This is a genomic window from Achromobacter sp. MUI-25009338 (genome assembly GCF_057359325.1).
The window spans coordinates 661,560-678,970 of the sequence record NZ_CM170627.1 but is presented as its reverse complement, the minus strand read 5'-3'; the positions used below and the strand labels follow the sequence as shown (position 1 = coordinate 678,970).

The window sequence follows — 17,411 nt, the reverse complement described above, 5'->3', positions numbered from 1 at the left end:
GCGTCAGCGGATCTCCGGATAGCCCCGCGCCGCGGCCGCGCGCGCCATGTCGGCCAGCGCCGCATAGCGCCCGGGTTCGGCCCGCACGAAGCGCGCCACGCGCGCGTTGCGCAGCAGGGGCGCGCATGCCGGATCATGGTGCAGGGCCAGCAGCGCGTCCGACAGCCGGCCGGCGATGGCCGCGTCCACGTCGGGGCCGGCCACCAGCAGCGGGTTTGGCGTCCAGGCGGTGAAGGCCAGCGTGCGCAGTCCGGCCAGGGCGCCCGGGTCATGTTCGCGCAGCAGGTCCAGATACCAGCCGTCCACCGCCGTCAGGTCGATTTCGCGCTCCGCCAGCGCGCGCAGCAGGCCGCGCGGATTGCCATAAGGCCCCTTGGACTCGGCGAACAGCGCGCCGCCGGCCGCGGCGGCGAGCTCGGCCAGGGCCGCGCGCGGGGCGTTCCAGCCTGATTGCGAATCGCGCACCATCCAGCCGTAGCGGCTGCCGGCGGCGTCGGCCAGCGACTGCCAGGGGCTGTCCGCCCGCACCAGGAATTCGCTGCGGTAGCGCGGCTGGCCGGCATAGGCGGGCCAGTCCGGCACCACCGAGGCCACCGCCTTGAAGGCGCGCCCCGCCTCCAGCGCCGCCGCATAAGGCCATCCGCACATGAACGCGCCGCACAGGCCGGGACGTTCCCACAGCTCGCCGATCGGATCGGGCCAGGCGTGTTCGATGCAGCGGACGTCCAGGCCGGCGCGCGCGTGCGCGGCCGCCAGCAAGGCGCGCCAGGCCGTTTTCATGGCCGGCGCCACGTCGTACATGCGCGTCGAGGTGATGAGTTCCATGCGGCGCGTCCTAGGCGAACTTCAGCGTCTGGCCCAGGCCCATCCTGCGCGCCTTCTCAAGCATGGCGTGGCCCAGCGCGATATCGGTGGTGGACAGGCCGCGATGCCAGAACAATATGGTTTCGTCGTCGCTTTCGCGGCCGGGCCTGAGCCCCGCCACGATCTGGCCGAGTTCGGCGTGCAGGTTCTCTTCGGTCACGCGGTCGCTGTCCACGTGCGCGCGCAGCGCGCCATAAGGCAGGCCCTTGCGGCACTGGCCCCAGTCGTCGACCACGACTTTGCTCATGATGTCGGTCAGGCTCAGCTCCACCGCGCTCATGGTCCCGTAGGGCATGACCAGGGCGCCCGGCTCGATCCATTCCGTCTTCAGCAGCGGCGTGGGCTGCGGCAGGCGCGAGGCCTCCACCACGATGTCGGCGCCGCGCACGCAGGATTCCCAATTGTCGACCACCCGCACCGGCTTGCCCAGGTCGCGCGACAGGCGCTCGCCGAAGGCCTGCCGGCTCTCGGGACGCCGCGAATGCACGCGGATCTCGTCGAAGTCGTAGAGGCTGTCGAGCAGGCGTACGTTCCAGTAGGACGTGCCGCGCGCGCCGATGTGGCCCAGCACCTTGCTCTGCCTGCGCGCCAGGTGCTTGGCGCCCAGCGCGGTCACGGCGCCGGTCCGCATGTCGGTGATGGCGGTGGCGTCGACCACCGCCAGCGGCTTGCCGTTGACCGGGTCGAACAGGTTCAGCAAGGCCATTTCGGACGGCAGGCCGACCTTGTAGTTGTCGACGAAATCGCTCACCACCTTCACGCCCGCGACGTGCAGCGGCTCGATATAGCCGCGCAGCACGTTGAAATGCCCCTTGTCCGAGGACTCCGGCACCAGATGCACGCGCGGCTCGATGACGGTCTTGCCGCGGCCCTGCGCGTCCAGCGCGCTTTCGACGGCGGCCAGGATCTCGGCGTCGGTGAGCGCCAGCGCGCGCACGTCGGGGCCGTTCAGGTAAGTGATGTCTATGGACTGCATGGTGTCTCCCCGGTCATTGAATCGGTTGGATGCCGGCCCGCTTGACGATGGCCGCCCACTTATCGGTTTCCTGGCGGATCGTGCGCGCGAAGTCGGCGCGGCTGGAGCCGGCCGGCACCACGCCCAGGCCGGCGAATTTCTGCTTCACGCTTTCCTGTTGCAGGACGGCGGCGATGTCGGCCTGCAACTGGTCCAGGATGGCCGCGGGCACCTTGGCCGGAGCCACGATGCCGTACCACGAGGTCACGTCGAAGCCCGGGTAGCCGCTCTCGGCCACCGTGGGCACGTCCTTGAGCTGCGGCAGCCGTTCGGGTCCGGCCACGGCCAGCGCGCGCAGCTTGCCGGCCTGGATCTGCGGCAGCACGGTGGAGATGCCGGCGAACATCATGTCCACGTTGCCCGCCACCACGTCGTTGACCGCCGCGGCCATGGCGTTGTACGGAATGTGCCGCGTGACGATGCCGGCCGACTGGTTGAGCAATTCGCCGGCCAGGTGCGCGCCGCTGCCCGCGCCGGGCGAGGCGTAGTTCAGCTTGTCGGGGTTGCGCCGCGCGTATTCCACCAGATCCTTGAAGGTTCTGGCGGGCACGCGCTCGTTGACCACCAGCACGTTGGGCGAGGTGGCCAGCATCGTCACCGGCGCGAAGTCGCGCGCGGTGTCGAAGGGCAGCCTGGTGTAGAGCAGCGGGTTCACCGTCAGGTTGCCGGTGGGCGCCAGCCCCAGGGTGTAGCCGTCCGGATTGGCGCGCGCGACGTAATCCATGCCGATGTTGCCCGAGGCGCCCACCTTGTTCTCGATGATGACCGGCACGCCCCATTTGGCGTTGAGTTCCTGGCCCACGATGCGCGGCAGCGCATCGGCCACGCCGCCCGCCCCGAAAGGCACGACGATGGTGACCGGCCGGGCGGGATACTTCTCCTGGGCCGCCGCCGGCGCGGCCAGCATGCCGGCCGCGAGCGCGCCGCCCAGGCACATCGCAAGATACGTGTTCACGGGAATTCCCCTGTGCGGATGAAGTCGAATTAGTCCTTGAGCATCGGCAGGTCCAGGCCCACCGAGCGGGCGCATTCGATGGCGGCCTCGTAGCCCGCGTCGGCGTGGCGCATGACGCCGGTGCCCGGATCGTTGCGCAGCACGCGCGCCAGGCGCCGGTCGGCTTCGGCCGTGCCGTCGCACACGATCACCACGCCCGCATGCTGCGAGAACCCCATGCCCACGCCGCCGCCGTGGTGCAGCGACACCCAGGTCGCGCCCCCGGCCGTATTGAGCAGCGCATTGAGCAGCGGCCAGTCGGACACCGCGTCCGAGCCGTCGCGCATCGCCTCGGTCTCGCGGTTGGGACTGGCCACCGAGCCTGAATCCAGGTGGTCGCGGCCGATCACGATGGGCGCGCTCAGCTCGCCCGTGCGCACCATCTCGTTGAAAGCCAGCGCCAGCCGCGCGCGGTCGCGCACGCCCACCCAGCAGATGCGCGCCGGCAGCCCCTGGAACGCGATGCGCTCGCGCGCCATGTCCAGCCAGTTGTGCAGATGCGGGTCGTCGGGGATCAGCGCCTTGACCTTGGCGTCGGTCTTGTAGATGTCTTCCGGATCGCCCGACAGCGCGGCCCAGCGGAACGGCCCGATGCCTTCGCAGAACAGCGGCCGGATGTACGCGGGCACGAAACCGGGGAAGTCGAAGGCGTTCTCCACGCCCTCTTCCAGTGCGACCTGGCGGATGTTGTTGCCGTAGTCCAGCGTGGCCGCGCCGCGCTGCTTCAGCTCCAGCATGGCGCGCACGTGCGCGGCCATGGACTTGCGCGCGGCGGCCACCACCGCCGCCGGATCGTTGGCGCGCCCGTCGCGCCACTGCTGCATGGTCCAGCCCTGCGGCAGATAGCCGTTCAAGGGATCGTGGGCCGAGGTCTGGTCGGTCAGGCAATCGGGCGTGATGCCACGGCGCACCATTTCCTGGACCACGTCGGCCGCGTTGCCCAGCAGACCCACAGATACGGCGCGGCCTTCGGCCCTGGCCTGGCGCAGCAGCTCCAGCGCCTGCTCCAGCGAGGTCGCCTTCACGTCGATATAGCGGGTGCGCAGGCGGAAGTCGATGCGCGATTCGTCGCACTCCACCGCGATCATGCTGAAGCCCGCCATGGTCGCGGCCAGCGGCTGCGCGCCGCCCATGCCGCCCAGCCCCGCCGTCAGTATCCAGCGCCCCTGCGGCCGGCCGTCGAAATGCTGGTTGGCCACCGCGTAGAAGGTCTCGTAGGTGCCCTGCACGATGCCTTGCGAGCCGATGTAGATCCAGCTGCCGGCCGTCATCTGGCCGTACATCATGAGCCCCTTGCGGTCGAGCTCATGGAAGTGGTCCCAGGTGGCCCAGTGCGGCACCAGGTTGGAATTCGCCAGCAGCACCCGCGGCGCGTCGGCATGGGTCTTGAACACGCCCACCGGCTTGCCCGACTGGATCAACAGGGTTTCGTCGGCATCCAGCCGGCGCAAGACCTCCAGGATCTTGTCGAAAGACGCCCAGTCGCGCGCGGCGCGGCCGATGCCGCCGTACACCACCAGGTCCTGCGGATGCTCGGCGACTTCCGCGTCCAGGTTGTTCTGGATCATGCGGTAGGCGGCTTCGATCAGCCAGTTCTTGCAGCTCAGCGTGGCGCCGCGCGGCGCGCGGATCTTGCGCGAGGCGTCGTGGCGGGCGGACGTTTCGGTACTCATGGCGGGCCTCCGTCGTTCGTTCGGGAGCGGCTGACAGCCCGCTCCCGGCAGTCGATTTAACTCGTATATACAAGTATATTCAACTACATTCTGGTCGGAACGATATACCCGGGGAAGACCCTTATGCCAAAAGTTGGGTAAGAAGACCGCGCGGGCGCGCAGCGCGATACGGCCCGCGGAGAATTGCGGAAATGCGGAGTCAGTCCGCCGCCACGGCGGCGCCGCCCAGCAGCCGGTCCACGATCGCCAGGATCTGCTCGGCGGCGTCGCCGATGTGCTGCTCCAGCATGGCCTCGGCCTTGTCGGCCTGGCCGGCGCGGCACAGGGCGATGAGTTCCATGTGTTCGCGATGCGCCTGCTGCCGGATCGGGACGTTCACGACCTGGAAACGGAAATAGCGCTCGGACTTCTCGTGCAGCGCCCGCACCATGCCCAGCGCCGCCGGCCGCTGCGCGGCCCGGTACAGGCTTTCGTGCAGCTCCCAGTTGAGCGCGCCCCAGCGCCCGGGATCGGTCGAATCCATCTCGCGCACCAATTGCTCGGCGCGCTGCAGATCGGCCTCGGAAATGTTCGGGATGGCCTCGCGGATGATCCAGGGCTCCAGGCGCTTGCGTATGTCGAAGAATTCCTGGACTTCCGACTTGGAAAGCATCGACACGAAAGCGCCCTTGTGCGCGATCGTGTCGACCAGGCCTTCGGCGCTCAGCAGGCGCAGCGCCTCGCGCACGGGAATGCGGCTCACGCCCAGCTCTTCGGCCAGCAATTCCTGCCGCAAGGCCGAGCCCGGCGCAAACTCGCCGGACAGGATGCGGCCGCGCATCGCGTCCAGCACCAGTTCGGTGGTGGTCTTCCTGACGATTCGGGTGGGAGGGCTGGGCTGCATAGATGAGAAGGTCCGCGATACGCTAGGGAAACCCCGGGGAGACACGAAGCACCGGCTTCGCGTAACGTGATTATATTGGATCCATGATCCGCTGACCGCGGCGATCGCGCGTCAAGCCAGCATGAAACAAAGGCACGGCTATCCGCGCCATTTTTTTCTCCAGCCAAATTGGATCCAATATAAAGTACTCTTTATCCGAATATTTACCCGCAGGCCCGCCCCTGCCACAAGGAAGATCATGACGATTCAATGGAAAGGCGTTTTCCCCGCCGTCACTACCAAGTTCAAGCCCGACTACACGCTGGACGAAGATGCGCTGCGCGCGGGCCTGGAGCGTCTGATCGCCAATGGCGTCAGCGGCGTGGTGATGATGGGCATGGTCGGCGAGAACGCCCAGCTGTCTCCCGAAGAAAAGCTGACGGTATTGCGCATCGCCAAGGAGACCGTGAACGGACGCGTGCCCATCGTTTCCGGGGTGGCCGAAACGAGTACGCAAAAGGCGGTCGCCTTCGCGCAACAGGCCGAACGGCTGGGCGTGGACGGCCTGATGCTGTTTCCCGGCCTGACCTATAAATCCGACGTCCGCGAAACCATCGAATTCAACAAGGCCGTGGCGCGCGCCTCCAGGCTCGAGATCCTGCTCTACAACAACCCGCGCGGCTACGGCGTGGATCTCACGCCGGACACGGTGGAGCAGCTGCTGGCCGAACCCACCATCGTCGCGATCAAAGAGGAGTCCTACGACACCACCCGCGTCACGGATCTGATCGCGCGCTTCGGCAACCGCCTGAACGTGGTGTGCGGCGTGGACGACCTGATCCTGGAAAGCGCCGCGCTGGGCGTCACCGCCTGGGTGTCCGGCATGGCCAACGCCCTGCCCCGGGAATCGGTCGATCTGCTGGACCTGGCCATCGCGGGCAAGCTGCCGCAGGCCCGCGCCCTGTATCGCGTCCTGACTCCGCTATTCCATCTGGACACGGTGGTGAAGCTCGTGCAGCACATCAAGCTGGCCGAGAACATCATCACGGGCTCGGCCGAAACCGTGAAGCCGCCGCGCCTGGACCTGGTGGGCGAGGAGCGCGAGCGCACCATCGCCATCGTCCGCAAGACCCTGGCCGACCTGGAAACGCTGCGCCGCTAAGCCTGCCGCAATACAACCTGCGGCCCGACGGCGGGCCGCGCTATCGCACTCGGAACGGCACCCCGGTACGGTCGACACTTTTGGTGCCTTGTGCGGATGAACTTTCCACCATGAACTTCTTACCTAGAATCGTATTGGGCGCCCTGGCATGTCTCACCGCAAGCGTGGCCGCCGCCGCTTCCTACCCCAGCAAGCAGATCGAGCTCGTGGTCGCCTACCAGCCAGGCGGAGGCAGCGACAACACCGCCCGCGCCGTGGCCGACGAAGCCCGCAATCATTTCCCGCAGACCGTCTTCGTGATGAACAAGCCGGGCGCCAGCGGGTCCATAGGCTGGTCCTACGTACTGTCGGGCAAGCCGGATGGCTATAAGGTCCTGCTGATGAATCCCGAGATGCTGTTCGTGCCATTGATGGGCATCGGCAAAGCGACCATCGACGACTTCCAGCCCGTGGCCCGCTTCACGGACGATCCCTCCTCCATCACCGTGCGCGCGGACGCGCCATGGAACACGATCGAAGAGTTCATCGCCTATGCCAAGGCGAATCCCGAAGCCGTCACGATCAGCAATGCCGGCAACGGAACGATTCCCCACCTGGCCGCGGCGGCGCTGGCCGACAGCACCGGCGCCACGTTCACCCACGTCCCCTATCAAGGCTCATCGCCGGCCATCATGGGATTGATGGCCGGCGACGTGAAGGCGACGACGGTGGCCTACGCCGAACTCAGGCAGCACGTGGAAACCGGCAAGCTGAAAACGCTTGCCGTCATGTCCGCGCAACGCCTGCCCGCGATCCCGCAGGTTCCGACATTCAAGGAGCGCGGACACGATCTGCAATTCAGCGTCTGGCGCGGCATCGGCCTGCCCAAGGGCGCGCCCGAAGAAGCGCTGGCGGCGTGGCGGGAAGTCGCGCGCAAGGTCTACGAAACGCCGGCATTCCAGAAATCGCTGGTCTCGCAGAACCTGACGCTGGCCTGGGCGGACACGCCCGAGTTCACCGCGGATATCGCCCGGCAGAACGAAGCGTTCAAGACGCTGATGAAAAAGCTCAATCTCAAGCCGTAGGCGGGGTCTTGCGGGCGGACCGGCAACCCAATTTTGCAATGCAAATAAAAACCATTATCATGCGTGGCTTGCTTATTTGCCGCCATGCCACCACGTCCTCCCCGCTCGCAAGGCTTTCTGGCCTATTACGAAGAACTGCTTGCGGTCTGGACCCGGAAGCTGGGTTGCCGTGACGCCGCGCGGGATCTTGCGCACGAAGCGCTGGTGAAATGCCTGGAGACCGACGCCGCGCGCGTGGCCCAGCCTCGCGCCTATCTGCATCAGGCGGCCCGCAATGCGGCCGTCGATCAGTTCCGCAAGACCGACGGGCAGGAGTGGGTGGCGCTTGATACCATAGCCGCCCATCCCAGCTCCCTGGGCGATCCCCTGGCCCAGGTCCGCACCGAGCAGTTGAGCCAGGCGCTGGAAGCCGCGCTGGCCGAACTGCCGCTCAAATGCCGCCAGGTCTTCGTCTGGCAGCGCCTCGAAGGCATGACCCAGGCCGAGATCGCGCAGCGCATGGGGCTGAGCAAGAATATGGTCGAAAAATACATGATCCGCACCGCACTGCATCTGCGGGAACGGCTTGGAGCCTATGCCCCGAACTGACTGTTCGCCTCTTGCGGCCTCCGAGGCCCGCGCCGATCCGGTCCGCGCCCAGGCGGCGCGCTGGTTCGCGCGCGCCCGCTCCGGCACATGGACCGACGCCGCGCAGGCCGAGCTCGACGCCTGGCTCGCGCGGGACCCGCGCCATGCCTCGGAGTACCGGATGCTGGAGGAGATCTGGCTGGCGGCCGGCAGCATTCCCGCGGACCGCCTGCGCGAACTGGCGGAACCGCCACCGCGCCCGGCCAGCCGGATGCGCAGGCAGGCGCTGGGCTTGGGGCTGTGCGCGCTGGCGGCCGGCGTCGCGGTGGCGATCTGGCGCCCCGGAGACGGCATGGCCGAATACCGCACTGCGGCCGGCGAGCGCCGCAGCGTCACGCTGCCCGACGGGTCCATCGTCGAACTCAACAGCCGCAGCCGCCTTCAGGTCGGTTTCGACGACGCCCGCCGCCGCGTCGTGCTGCAAGCGGGCCAGGCCCTGTTCACGGTGCGGGAAGACATGGCCCGCCCTTTCATCGTCGACGCCGGATTCGGCAGCGCCCGGGTGACCGGCACGCGCTTCGACGTGCGCCGCGATACGGACCGGATGCAGGTGGTGGTCGAATCGGGTTCGGTGGAAGTGGCCGGCGCGCAGGACGCTGCCGCCGTGGCGGTCGCGGCCGGAAATTCGGTGCTGGTGGACGCCAGCGGCCACGCCGGCCGCGCGCGGCCCGTCGCCGTGGCGGCCGAGCTGGCCTGGCGCAACGGCCAGATCGTGTTCGCCGATGCCGACCTGCGCAGCGCCGTGCGCGAGGTGTCGCGCTACCGGGAGCAGCCCGTCGTGCTGGCGACCGGGCAGGGCCTGGAAGACCTGCGCCTGACCAGCGTGTTCCAGACCGCCGACACCGACGCCTTCCTGACCGCGCTGCCGCACATCCTGCCGGTCGCGGTGCGGCGCCTGCCTGACGGGCGGGCCGAGATCGTCGCGCGCTGACCCGCCGGCCGGCGCTGTTACAAAAAAAGCGGGCGGAGCATTCAGGTATTTTTTGCGTATTGCGTCTTCTTCCTGATTGGCGGGCGGGCATGGTGCCCGCGGGCATGATTCGGGAGCACAGGAAGTGGATCGCAAGAAATGGGGAAAGCACGCGGGAATGCGCGCGTGCCTGGGCGCGGCGCTGGTCGCCGCGGCATTCGTGGCGGGATCGCCGGGCGCACGGGCGCAATCGGCGCCGGTTGCGATAGACATGCCGGCGCAGCCGCTGGACCAGGCGCTGCGCAACCTGGCCCAGGCCCATGGCCTGCAGATCTTCTACGCCCCGCAAACCGTGGCCGGCATGCAGGCGCCGGCCGTCGCGGGCGCCATGACGCCGCAGCAGGCGCTCCTGGCCTTGCTGGACGGCAAGGCGCTGCAGGTCCGCCAGGAAGGCGCCGTGACCATCATCGAGCCGCAAGGCGCCGGCCAGACCCAGGTCATGGCCCCGATCGAAGTGGCCGGCTCGCGCACCGCCAGCAATCTGGTGAACCCGGTGCAGCAGACCATCGTGCTGGAGCGCGACGCCCTGCAGGAATTGCGCACGGGCTCGGGCACCCTCGCCACGATTCTTTCCAAGACGGTGCCGGGCATGGCCGATTCCAGCCGCACCATCACCGACTACGGCCAGACGCTGCGCGGGCGCGGCGTGCTGGTGCTGGTGGACGGCATTCCGCTCAACACCAACCGCGATTCGTCGCGCAACCTGGCCAACATCGACCCGGCCACCATCGAGCGGGTCGAAGTGCTGCGCGGCAGCAGCTCGATCTACGGCGCAGGCGCCACGGGCGGCATCGTCTCGATCACCACGCGGCCGGCCGGCGGCGAGCCGGTGGCCGAGACCACCATCACCGCCGTCAGTCCGCTGACGCGGCTGCGGGCCGACGGCCTGGGCGGGCAGCTCCAGCAGCATTTCGCGGGCAGCAAGGGCATGGTGGACTATGCGCTGGACCTGGGCGCGCGCCACAACGGCGCGTCCTATGACGCGCATGGCCGGCGCATCGCGCCCGAGCCCAGCCAGGGCGACCTGTTCGACTCCAATATCTACAGCCTGGGCGGCAAGCTGGGCCTGCGCATCGACGACAAGCAGCGCCTGCAGCTCTCTGCCAACTACTACAACGCCGACCAGGACTCCGACTACACCTCCGACCCTTCGGTCGGCCGGCTGCCTGCCGGGTCGGCGCGCGCCCTGCCCATGAGCGGCCTGCAGCTGGCGGACCAGAACCAGATCCGCAACACGCTGGTGAACCTGGAATACCAGCACCTGGACCTGCTGGGCAGCAAGATGACGGCGCAGATGTACTACCGCGACTATTTCACGCGCTTCACGCCCTTCGATGCGCGCGCCGTCGTGACCCGCGGGAACAACATCGACCAGATCACCCAGAACACCAAGGTCTTCGGCAGCCGCCTCACGGTGGACACGCCGCTGGGCGAACAGTCCAGGCTGATGTGGGGCGCGGACTTCAACCACGAACGCAGCGACATGCCGCTCGACATATTCGATCCGGCCGCCTATGACCGCAGCGGCGGGCGCGTGTTCAACAGGATGGGCGGGCTCACCTACATGCCCGAACTCACCACGCGCAGCACCGGCCTCTTCGCCCAGCTCGAACATCGCTTCAATGAGCAGTGGTCCGTGCAGGGCGGCGCGCGCTATGAGTACGCGTCGGCCCGCTTCGGCGACTTCGTGCCCCTGTCCCAGCTGCGTGTGCCCGCCCCCGCCACGGTGCAGGGCGGCACGGTCAACTACGACGCCTTCCTGTTCAATTTCGGCGTGGCCTACGCGCCGGTGCTCGGACAGGAGCTGTACGCGAACTTCAGCCACGGCTTCCAGCTGCCCGACATCGGCGTCCAGATGCGCAACGCGCGCCCGGGCTTCGACATCGGCTCGTCCGACCTGCAGCCGGTCAAGACCAACAACTACGAGCTGGGCTGGCGCGGCGGAGTCGGCAACACCTCGGCCTCGCTGGCGCTGTTCTACACCACGTCCAAACTGGGCGACGTGCAGAGCTTCAACAACGGGCTGATCCTGACGCGCACGGAAGAACGCATCCACGGCATCGAGGGCACGGTCGACTACGCCACCGACGACGAAACATGGGCCACCGGCGGCACCTTCACGTGGATGAAGGGCCGCGAGCGTCCCGCCGGCCGCAGCTGGCAGGACATGACGGGCTACCGGATTCCGCCGCTCAAGCTCACGGCGTATCTGCAGTACCGCCCCAACGAACGCTGGAGCAACCGCATCCAGGCCAATTACTTCGGCGGCAAGGACTACCGCCTGAACGGCGTGGAGAGCTTCGGCCGGCGGGACGTGAGCAGCTATTTCACGGTGGATCTCATGAGCCGGTATCAGCCGAACCAGAACGACACATTCATTCTCGGCATCGAGAACCTGTTCAATCGCGACTACTACCCGCTCTACAGCCAGCTCATGCGCAGCAACACGAACACCAGCCGGCTTCCCGCCGCCGGGACCGTATTGACGCTGACTTACCAGCACAGGTGGTAAGCGCCTGAGCCGCCGCCATTTGCCGCAGATCTGGAAAATAGATAATAATAATCGTTCCCATTCAGTATCTGCCGGCACGGACGGCCACAGGCCTTGGAAACTTCGGATTACGCTTTCCCGCCCAGCGTGGAGACGCTTTACCACGATCACCACCCGTGGCTGCAGTCCTGGCTGCGCCGCCGGCTCGGCAACGCGGCGGATGCCGCCGATCTCGCCCAGGACGCCTTCGTGCGGCTGCTGACCACCCCACGCAAGTTCGGCAGCCTGCCGGAAGCGCGCGTCTATCTGCGCACCATGGCGGGCGGCCTGTGCGTGGACCTGTGGCGCCGGCGGCGCATCGAGCAGGCCTGGCTCGACACCCTGGCCGCCCAGCCCGAGGCCCGGGCGCCGTCCGCGGAACACCAGGCCATCGTGCTCGAAGCCCTGCATGAAATCGACCGGCTGCTGCGCGCCCTGCCCGTCAAGGCCGCCCATGCCTTCGTCATGGCGGCCGGCAGCGGCATGAGCGAAAAAGAAGTCGCCGCCGAGTTGGGCGTGAGCACGCGCATGGTGCGCAAGTACGTGGCCCAGGCGATGCTGCATTGCCTGCAGACGCTTTGAGCGCCGCCCTCAGCCATGGCGTGCTGGAACAGGCCGCCGAATGGTTCGCGCTGCTGCAATCCGGCGAGGCCACGCGGGCCGACCGCCAGGCCTGGCGAGCCTGGCATGACAGCGCCGAAGCGCATCGCGCCGCCTGGGCGCAGGTCGAACGGGTCGGCCGGATTTTCCAGCCGATCCGGCAAGCGCCCGATCCGCGCCTGACGGTCGGCGCCTATCGCACCGCCACCGCCGACGCCGGCCGGCGCCGTCTGGTGCTGGGCCTGGCGGCCCTGGCGGGCGCCGGCCTGCTGGGCGGCGCGGCATGGCGTCCGTCGCTGCTGCCCGGCGCCCTTCTGGCCTGGACGGCCGACCACAGAACCGGCGTCGGCGAAGTGCGCGAGATCGCGCTGCAGGACGGCACGCGCGTCTGGCTGGGCACGGGCAGCGCGTTCGACGAGGATTTCGGCGCGGCGCTGCGCCGCCTCGAACTCGTGGCCGGCGAAATACTAATCAGCACCGCCTCCGATCCCGGCCGCCCCTTCGTGGTCGACACGCCGCGCGGCCGGCTGCGCGCGCTGGGCACCCGGTTCAGCGTGCGGCTGCAGGACGGCGATGCGCGCATCGCGGTCTATGACGGGGCGGTGCGGGCGCAGACTGCCGGCGGCGCGGGCGGCGTCATCCCCAGCGGCATGCAGGCGCGCCTGACGCGGGCAGGGCTGGCGGGCCTGGAACCCGCGGTAGCCTCGGCCGAGGCCTCGACGCGCGGCCTGTACATCGCCCAGGACATACCGCTGGGCGACGTGCTGCGCGAACTCGGCCGGTATCGCGCCGGCTATCTGAGCGTATCGCCGCAGGTGGCGGGGCTGCCGGTTTTCGGCAGCTACCCCATGACCGAGCCGGACCGCGCGCTCGCCATGCTGGAGTCGGTGCTGCCGATCCGCGTCAGCCGTCCGCTGCCCTGGTGGGTGCGCGTCGGGCCGCGGTAGCGCAACTTTTTTTCACCGGGCAGTTCCTGTTTCGGGCGGCTCGTTCGATGAACGGGGTGCAAGGTCATTCGACCATTGAACAACCCGGCTTTCGAGGACTCCATGCCTGTTCACCCGCCCATTCCCGGCCGCATGCCATCGTCTCTGTTTTCCGGCGCCAACCGCAAGGCGCGCGGCGCCTTGCGGTTGGCATGCGCTTGCGGGCTGCTCGCCGCGGCGGCCTGGACGCCCGGCGTCCAGGCGCAGGCCGCGAGCGCCGCCCCGGCCCAGGCCGCCGGCGGCCAGACCCGCCATTACGACATTCCGGCCGGCCCCCTGAACGCGGTGCTGGCCCGCTACGCCGCGGAATCCGGCGTGCTGCTGGCCAGCCCGCCCGGCCTGGTCGACGGCCGCCAGAGCGCCGGCGTGCGCGGCGCGCTGGACCCGCAGGCCGCGCTGGCCGCGGCGCTGGCGGGCACCGGGCTGGAGGCGGTGCAGGACGCGCGCGGGCAATACCGCCTGCGCGCGGCGGCCGGCGGCGGCGTGGCCACGCTGGCGCCGGTCACCGTGCAGGGCCAGGATCTCGCCACCACCGAAGGGACCGGCTCCTATGCCTCCAACGTGGTGACCATCGCCAAAGGCGATCAGTCGCTGCGCGAGATCCCGCAGGCCGTCTCGGTCATCACCCGCCAGCGCATGGACGACCAGAACATCGGCGACATCCGCGACGCATTGAACAATGCGCCCGGCGTGTCCATGGTGGCCAACGATCCGGGCGGGCAGTTCTATTCGCGCGGTTTCTTCATCCAGAGCTACCAGTTCGACGGGGTGCCGCTGGAACGCCAGCTCTACGCGCGCGGCTCGGCCTTCAACTCCGACGCGGCGATCTACGACCGCGTGGAAATCATGCGCGGCCCTCAAGGCCTGTTCGAAGGCGCCGGCGATCCTTCCGGGTCCGTCAACATGGTGCGCAAGCGCGCCACGCAGGAATTCCAGATGACGTTGACCGGCAAGGTGGGGTCGTGGGACCAGTACGGCGCGCTGGTGGACGTGGGCGGGCCGCTGAACGACAAGGGCACGGTGCGCGCGCGCGTGGTGGCCAACTACGAGACCGCCGGCTCGTTTCGCGACTATCTGGATTCCAACGAACGCACCCTCTATGGCGCGCTGGACATCGACCTGGGGCCCGCCACCACCCTGGGCATCGGCTACAGCCGTGAAAAGCCCTACGGCGTCATCGACTGGTCGGGATTGCCCAGCTACGGCGACGGCTCCATGCCCGATTACTCCCGCTCCACCAACCTGAGCGCACCCTGGAACCATGCCTTCAAGACCCAGGACACCTGGTACGCCGACCTGACCCACCGCTTCGCCAACGGCTGGAAGTTCAAGGCCGCCCTGGTGCGCGTGGACGAGGCGAACGACATCAAGTATCTGCTGCGCACCGGCAGGCTGGGGCCGCCCAACACGTTCCGCGGCGACGCCTACGCCTTCGACATGAACTCGCGCAACCTCGGCGGCGACGCCTATCTGACCGGAGGCGCCATGCTGTTCGGCCGCAAGCTCGACCTGACCATGGGCGCCAATTTCTCGCATCAGCGCAGCAACGATATCTGGGGCTGGACCAGGAACGTCCAAAGCCTGAACGCCAGCTACGACCAGCGCTACACCGGCCCCGCCATGAACAGCGATGAAATCATGGCGGCGAACCGCATGGACGACGGCTACCGCTCCGACAAGAAGGGGCTGTACGCCACGGCGCGCTACCAGGTGCTGGACCCGCTTTCCATCGTGCTGGGCGGGCGCTTCTCGTGGTACGAGCAGACCTATGTATCGGACGGCATCTGGGGCTACTCGGAAACCACGGCCAAGGAAGAAGGGGAATTCACGCCGTTCATCGGCACGGTGCTCACGCTCGACGAGCAATGGTCGGCCTACGCGAACTATGCGGACATATTCCGGCCGCAGAGCCAGCGCGACGCCTCCGGCGCCTTCCTCAGCCCGGTCACCGGCAGGAATTATGAACTGGGCCTGAAAGGCGAACTGCTCGACGGCCGCGTAGACGTGGGCTTCGCGCTGTTTCGCACCGAACAGAAGAAGGTCGCCTTCCAGGACGGCAGCGTGCCGCAGGAGGTAGCCAACGCGCGCTGCGGCGGCACCTGCTACCGCCCGACCGCGCAAGTGCGCAGCCAGGGCTTCGAGGCCGAAGTCACCGGCGAAGTGCTGCCCGGCCTGCAGCTGGCCGCCTCCTACACCTATACCCAGACCAAGCACAAAGGCGAGGACGTGCCCGCGGTCGGCTACGACATTTCGTCCAACACCGGCATTCCTCGCCACCTGGCGCGGCTCTGGGCCAACTACCGCCTGCCCGGCCAATGGAGCCGCTACTCCATCGGCGCCGGCCTGACCACGCAAAGCGAGTCCTCCGGCTTCGCCTACTACGGCCGCAAACAGGGCGGCTACATGGTGCTCGATGCGCGCATCGGCTATCGCTTCGACGACCGCTTGTCGGTTGCCCTGAACGTGAGCAACCTCACGGACAAGAAGTACTACTCGTCGATCAGCTACGACCACAACTACTACGGCGCGCCGCGCAACTATCTGCTGACGATGCAATACCGGATGTAGGCGCGCGAGCCGCCCGCCATGGACAGGCCGGGCGCATCCTGGCCACAATAGTGCCATGTCTTCCACGCCCATTCCCCGCCCGGCCATGACGCCAGACCGCGACCCGCCCTCCTGCATCGGCGTGCTGCTGGCCGCCGGCGCGGGCTCGCGCTACCGCCAGGCCGGCGGCGCCGGGAACAAGCTGCACGCCACGCTGGCCGACGGCATGCCGATAGCGGCGCACGCCGCCGCCAGGCTGAGCGCCGCGGTTGCGCGTGTCGTCGCTCTGGTCGCGCGGGACGATGCGTTTCTGGCGCGGCGCCTCGCCGACCTGGGCTGCGTGGTCCTGCCGGCGCCGGCCGCGGACGGCCCGGACGGCGGCATGGGTTCCACGCTGGCCGCGGCCATGCAGTGGCTGCTGGCGCATGGCGATGGCCATACGCATGCATTGGTGGCGCTGGGCGATATGCCGTGGGTGGCGCCCGAGACGCTGCGCGCCGTTGCCGCGCAGCCGTCAGCGCATGCCGTGGCGGCGCCGCTGGTGCAGGGGCGGCGTGGGCACCCGGTGCGGTTTGCGCGCGCGCTGTGGCCCGAGCTGGCCGCGCTGCGCGCCGACGTGGGCGGACGCGAGATACTGCGCCGGCATGGGGTGCATGCGGTGCCGCTCGAAGACCCAGGCGCGCTGCGCGACGTGGACGTGCCGCAGGACCTGAACGCGGCGTGAGCCGCCCTCGCGTTCAGCGCAGCGCCGAGAAGTACTGCGCCGGAGGCTGGCCCAGCGCCTTCTTGAACATCGTGATGAACGCCGTCGCCGAGTCATAGCCCAGGTTGCCGGCCACGCGCTGTACGCTCGCGCCGGCGGCCAGCTGCCGCAGCGCGACGATCAGGTGCAACTGCTGGCGCCAGCGCCCGAAGGTCAGCCCGGTCTCGCGCCGCACCAGACGCGCCAGCGTGCGGTCGCTCATGGCCAGCCGGTCGCCCCATGCGGCCAGCGTGCTGCGGTCCGACGGGTCGGCGGCCAGCGCGTCCGCGATGCGCCGGATCTTCGGATGCGGCGAGATAGGCAGGTGCAGCTGCGCCAGGGGCGCGGCGCACAGTTGTTCGAGCAGCACAGAGACCAGCCGCGCGGTGGACCCGTCCTTGGAATAGCCCGGGCCCTGTTCGGACAGATACTTGATCATCTCCCGGACCAGCGGAGAAATCTCCACGGTGCAGCACTGGTCCGGCATCGGCGCGGCCTGCGGTTCGATGAAGAGGAAATAAATGCGCGCGTTGCCGGTAGCGCGATTGCTGTGCGGCATGCCGCCGGGGATCCACACCGCGTGGTGTGGCGGCACCATCCACAAGGCGCGCGGCACTTCGCAGGTCACCCCGCCGTGCAGCGCCATCACGAGCTGCCCCTTGCGGTGCGTGTGCACGGGCTGCTCGGCATCGCTCTGCTCGACCTCGACGCGCAGCGCGGTGGCCGGCCGGTCGCTGGCGTCCGGGTCGTACTGGAACAACGTCTGGTTCAAGGG

The 17,411-nt window shown here is 68.5% G+C and carries 15 protein-coding genes; 9 read left to right on the top strand and 6 right to left on the bottom strand.

From position 1 onward, the window contains the following. Positions 1 to 3 precede the first annotated feature (3 nt). The 5 genes from AC1IQ6_RS03225 to AC1IQ6_RS03205 all read right to left on the bottom strand — a co-directional run bounded on the left by AC1IQ6_RS03225 (position 4) and on the right by AC1IQ6_RS03205 (position 5,429). Entirely contained in the window at positions 4 to 825 is an 822-nt protein-coding gene (locus AC1IQ6_RS03225; protein ID WP_485865828.1) for a phosphate/phosphite/phosphonate ABC transporter substrate-binding protein, read from the bottom strand. Between the two features lie 10 nt (positions 826 to 835). Beyond that, positions 836 to 1,840 (bottom strand): ornithine cyclodeaminase family protein, encoded by a 1,005-nt coding sequence (locus AC1IQ6_RS03220; RefSeq protein ID WP_485865827.1) that lies wholly within the window; start codon positions 1,838 to 1,840, stop codon positions 836 to 838. Positions 1,841 to 1,853: 13 nt separating this feature from the next. Next, positions 1,854 to 2,834: a Bug family tripartite tricarboxylate transporter substrate binding protein gene (locus AC1IQ6_RS03215; protein WP_479730976.1), complete on the bottom strand. Its 981-nt coding sequence runs from the start codon at positions 2,832 to 2,834 to the stop codon at positions 1,854 to 1,856. A 29-nt stretch (positions 2,835 to 2,863) separates the two neighbouring features. Further along, a complete protein-coding gene (gene hutU / locus AC1IQ6_RS03210) occupies positions 2,864 to 4,546 on the bottom strand; it encodes a urocanate hydratase (RefSeq protein ID WP_485865826.1) in 1,683 nt (560 codons plus the stop codon). Between the two features lie 199 nt (positions 4,547 to 4,745). Continuing rightward, the gene (locus AC1IQ6_RS03205) at positions 4,746 to 5,429 is read right to left on the bottom strand and encodes a GntR family transcriptional regulator (protein ID WP_485865825.1); all 684 of its coding nucleotides are present in this window, start codon (positions 5,427 to 5,429) and stop codon (positions 4,746 to 4,748) included. 238 nt (positions 5,430 to 5,667) lie between these two features. On the opposite strand from AC1IQ6_RS03205, the gene AC1IQ6_RS03200 reads away from it, so the two are divergent. From AC1IQ6_RS03200 to AC1IQ6_RS03160, 9 genes are all read left to right on the top strand, one after another. Beyond that, a complete protein-coding gene (locus AC1IQ6_RS03200) occupies positions 5,668 to 6,570 on the top strand; it encodes a dihydrodipicolinate synthase family protein (protein ID WP_485865824.1) in 903 nt (300 codons plus the stop codon). A 110-nt stretch (positions 6,571 to 6,680) separates the two neighbouring features. After that, entirely contained in the window at positions 6,681 to 7,634 is a 954-nt protein-coding gene (locus AC1IQ6_RS03195; protein WP_111825919.1) for a Bug family tripartite tricarboxylate transporter substrate binding protein, read from the top strand. A gap of 84 nt (positions 7,635 to 7,718) precedes the next feature. Next, positions 7,719 to 8,222: an RNA polymerase sigma factor gene (locus tag AC1IQ6_RS03190; protein WP_102773485.1), complete on the top strand. Its 504-nt coding sequence runs from the start codon at positions 7,719 to 7,721 to the stop codon at positions 8,220 to 8,222. Further along, complete coding sequence (locus tag AC1IQ6_RS03185) at positions 8,209 to 9,192, top strand: FecR family protein (protein ID WP_485865823.1); 984 nt, start codon at positions 8,209 to 8,211, stop codon at positions 9,190 to 9,192. The genes AC1IQ6_RS03190 and AC1IQ6_RS03185 overlap by 14 nt, the downstream gene beginning before the upstream one ends. A gap of 157 nt (positions 9,193 to 9,349) precedes the next feature. Further along, a complete protein-coding gene (locus AC1IQ6_RS03180) occupies positions 9,350 to 11,743 on the top strand; it encodes a TonB-dependent receptor (RefSeq protein ID WP_485865822.1) in 2,394 nt (797 codons plus the stop codon). Between the two features lie 93 nt (positions 11,744 to 11,836). Beyond that, positions 11,837 to 12,343, top strand: coding sequence for a sigma-70 family RNA polymerase sigma factor (locus AC1IQ6_RS03175; RefSeq protein ID WP_102773482.1), 507 nt, complete (start codon positions 11,837 to 11,839; stop codon positions 12,341 to 12,343). Next, entirely contained in the window at positions 12,340 to 13,308 is a 969-nt protein-coding gene (locus AC1IQ6_RS03170; protein ID WP_479730972.1) for a FecR domain-containing protein, read from the top strand. The genes AC1IQ6_RS03175 and AC1IQ6_RS03170 overlap by 4 nt, the downstream gene beginning before the upstream one ends. Before the next feature lie 102 nt (positions 13,309 to 13,410). After that, positions 13,411 to 15,915, top strand: coding sequence for a TonB-dependent siderophore receptor (locus tag AC1IQ6_RS03165; RefSeq protein WP_485865821.1), 2,505 nt, complete (start codon positions 13,411 to 13,413; stop codon positions 15,913 to 15,915). Positions 15,916 to 15,970: 55 nt separating this feature from the next. Further along, the gene (locus AC1IQ6_RS03160) at positions 15,971 to 16,618 is read left to right on the top strand and encodes a nucleotidyltransferase family protein (RefSeq protein WP_485865820.1); all 648 of its coding nucleotides are present in this window, start codon (positions 15,971 to 15,973) and stop codon (positions 16,616 to 16,618) included. A 13-nt stretch (positions 16,619 to 16,631) separates the two neighbouring features. Here the strand turns inward: AC1IQ6_RS03160 and AC1IQ6_RS03155 are convergent, their stop codons facing one another. After that, positions 16,632 to 17,408, bottom strand: a complete 777-nt coding sequence (locus AC1IQ6_RS03155) for an AraC family transcriptional regulator (RefSeq protein WP_485865819.1) — start codon at positions 17,406 to 17,408, stop codon at positions 16,632 to 16,634. Positions 17,409 to 17,411 lie beyond the last annotated feature (3 nt).

Coding starts and splice junctions, on each gene's coding strand:
- AC1IQ6_RS03205 (WP_485865825.1), bottom strand. CDS start 5,429: ATGCAGCCCAGCCCTCCCACCCGAATCGTCAGGAAGACCACCACCGAA.
- AC1IQ6_RS03185 (WP_485865823.1), top strand. CDS start 8,209: ATGCCCCGAACTGACTGTTCGCCTCTTGCGGCCTCCGAGGCCCGCGCC.
- AC1IQ6_RS03160 (WP_485865820.1), top strand. CDS start 15,971: ATGTCTTCCACGCCCATTCCCCGCCCGGCCATGACGCCAGACCGCGAC.
- hutU (WP_485865826.1), bottom strand. CDS start 4,546: ATGAGTACCGAAACGTCCGCCCGCCACGACGCCTCGCGCAAGATCCGC.
- AC1IQ6_RS03220 (WP_485865827.1), bottom strand. CDS start 1,840: ATGCAGTCCATAGACATCACTTACCTGAACGGCCCCGACGTGCGCGCG.
- AC1IQ6_RS03165 (WP_485865821.1), top strand. CDS start 13,411: ATGCCTGTTCACCCGCCCATTCCCGGCCGCATGCCATCGTCTCTGTTT.
- AC1IQ6_RS03225 (WP_485865828.1), bottom strand. CDS start 825: ATGGAACTCATCACCTCGACGCGCATGTACGACGTGGCGCCGGCCATG.
- AC1IQ6_RS03200 (WP_485865824.1), top strand. CDS start 5,668: ATGACGATTCAATGGAAAGGCGTTTTCCCCGCCGTCACTACCAAGTTC.
- AC1IQ6_RS03180 (WP_485865822.1), top strand. CDS start 9,350: ATGCGCGCGTGCCTGGGCGCGGCGCTGGTCGCCGCGGCATTCGTGGCG.
- AC1IQ6_RS03195 (WP_111825919.1), top strand. CDS start 6,681: ATGAACTTCTTACCTAGAATCGTATTGGGCGCCCTGGCATGTCTCACC.
- AC1IQ6_RS03190 (WP_102773485.1), top strand. CDS start 7,719: ATGCCACCACGTCCTCCCCGCTCGCAAGGCTTTCTGGCCTATTACGAA.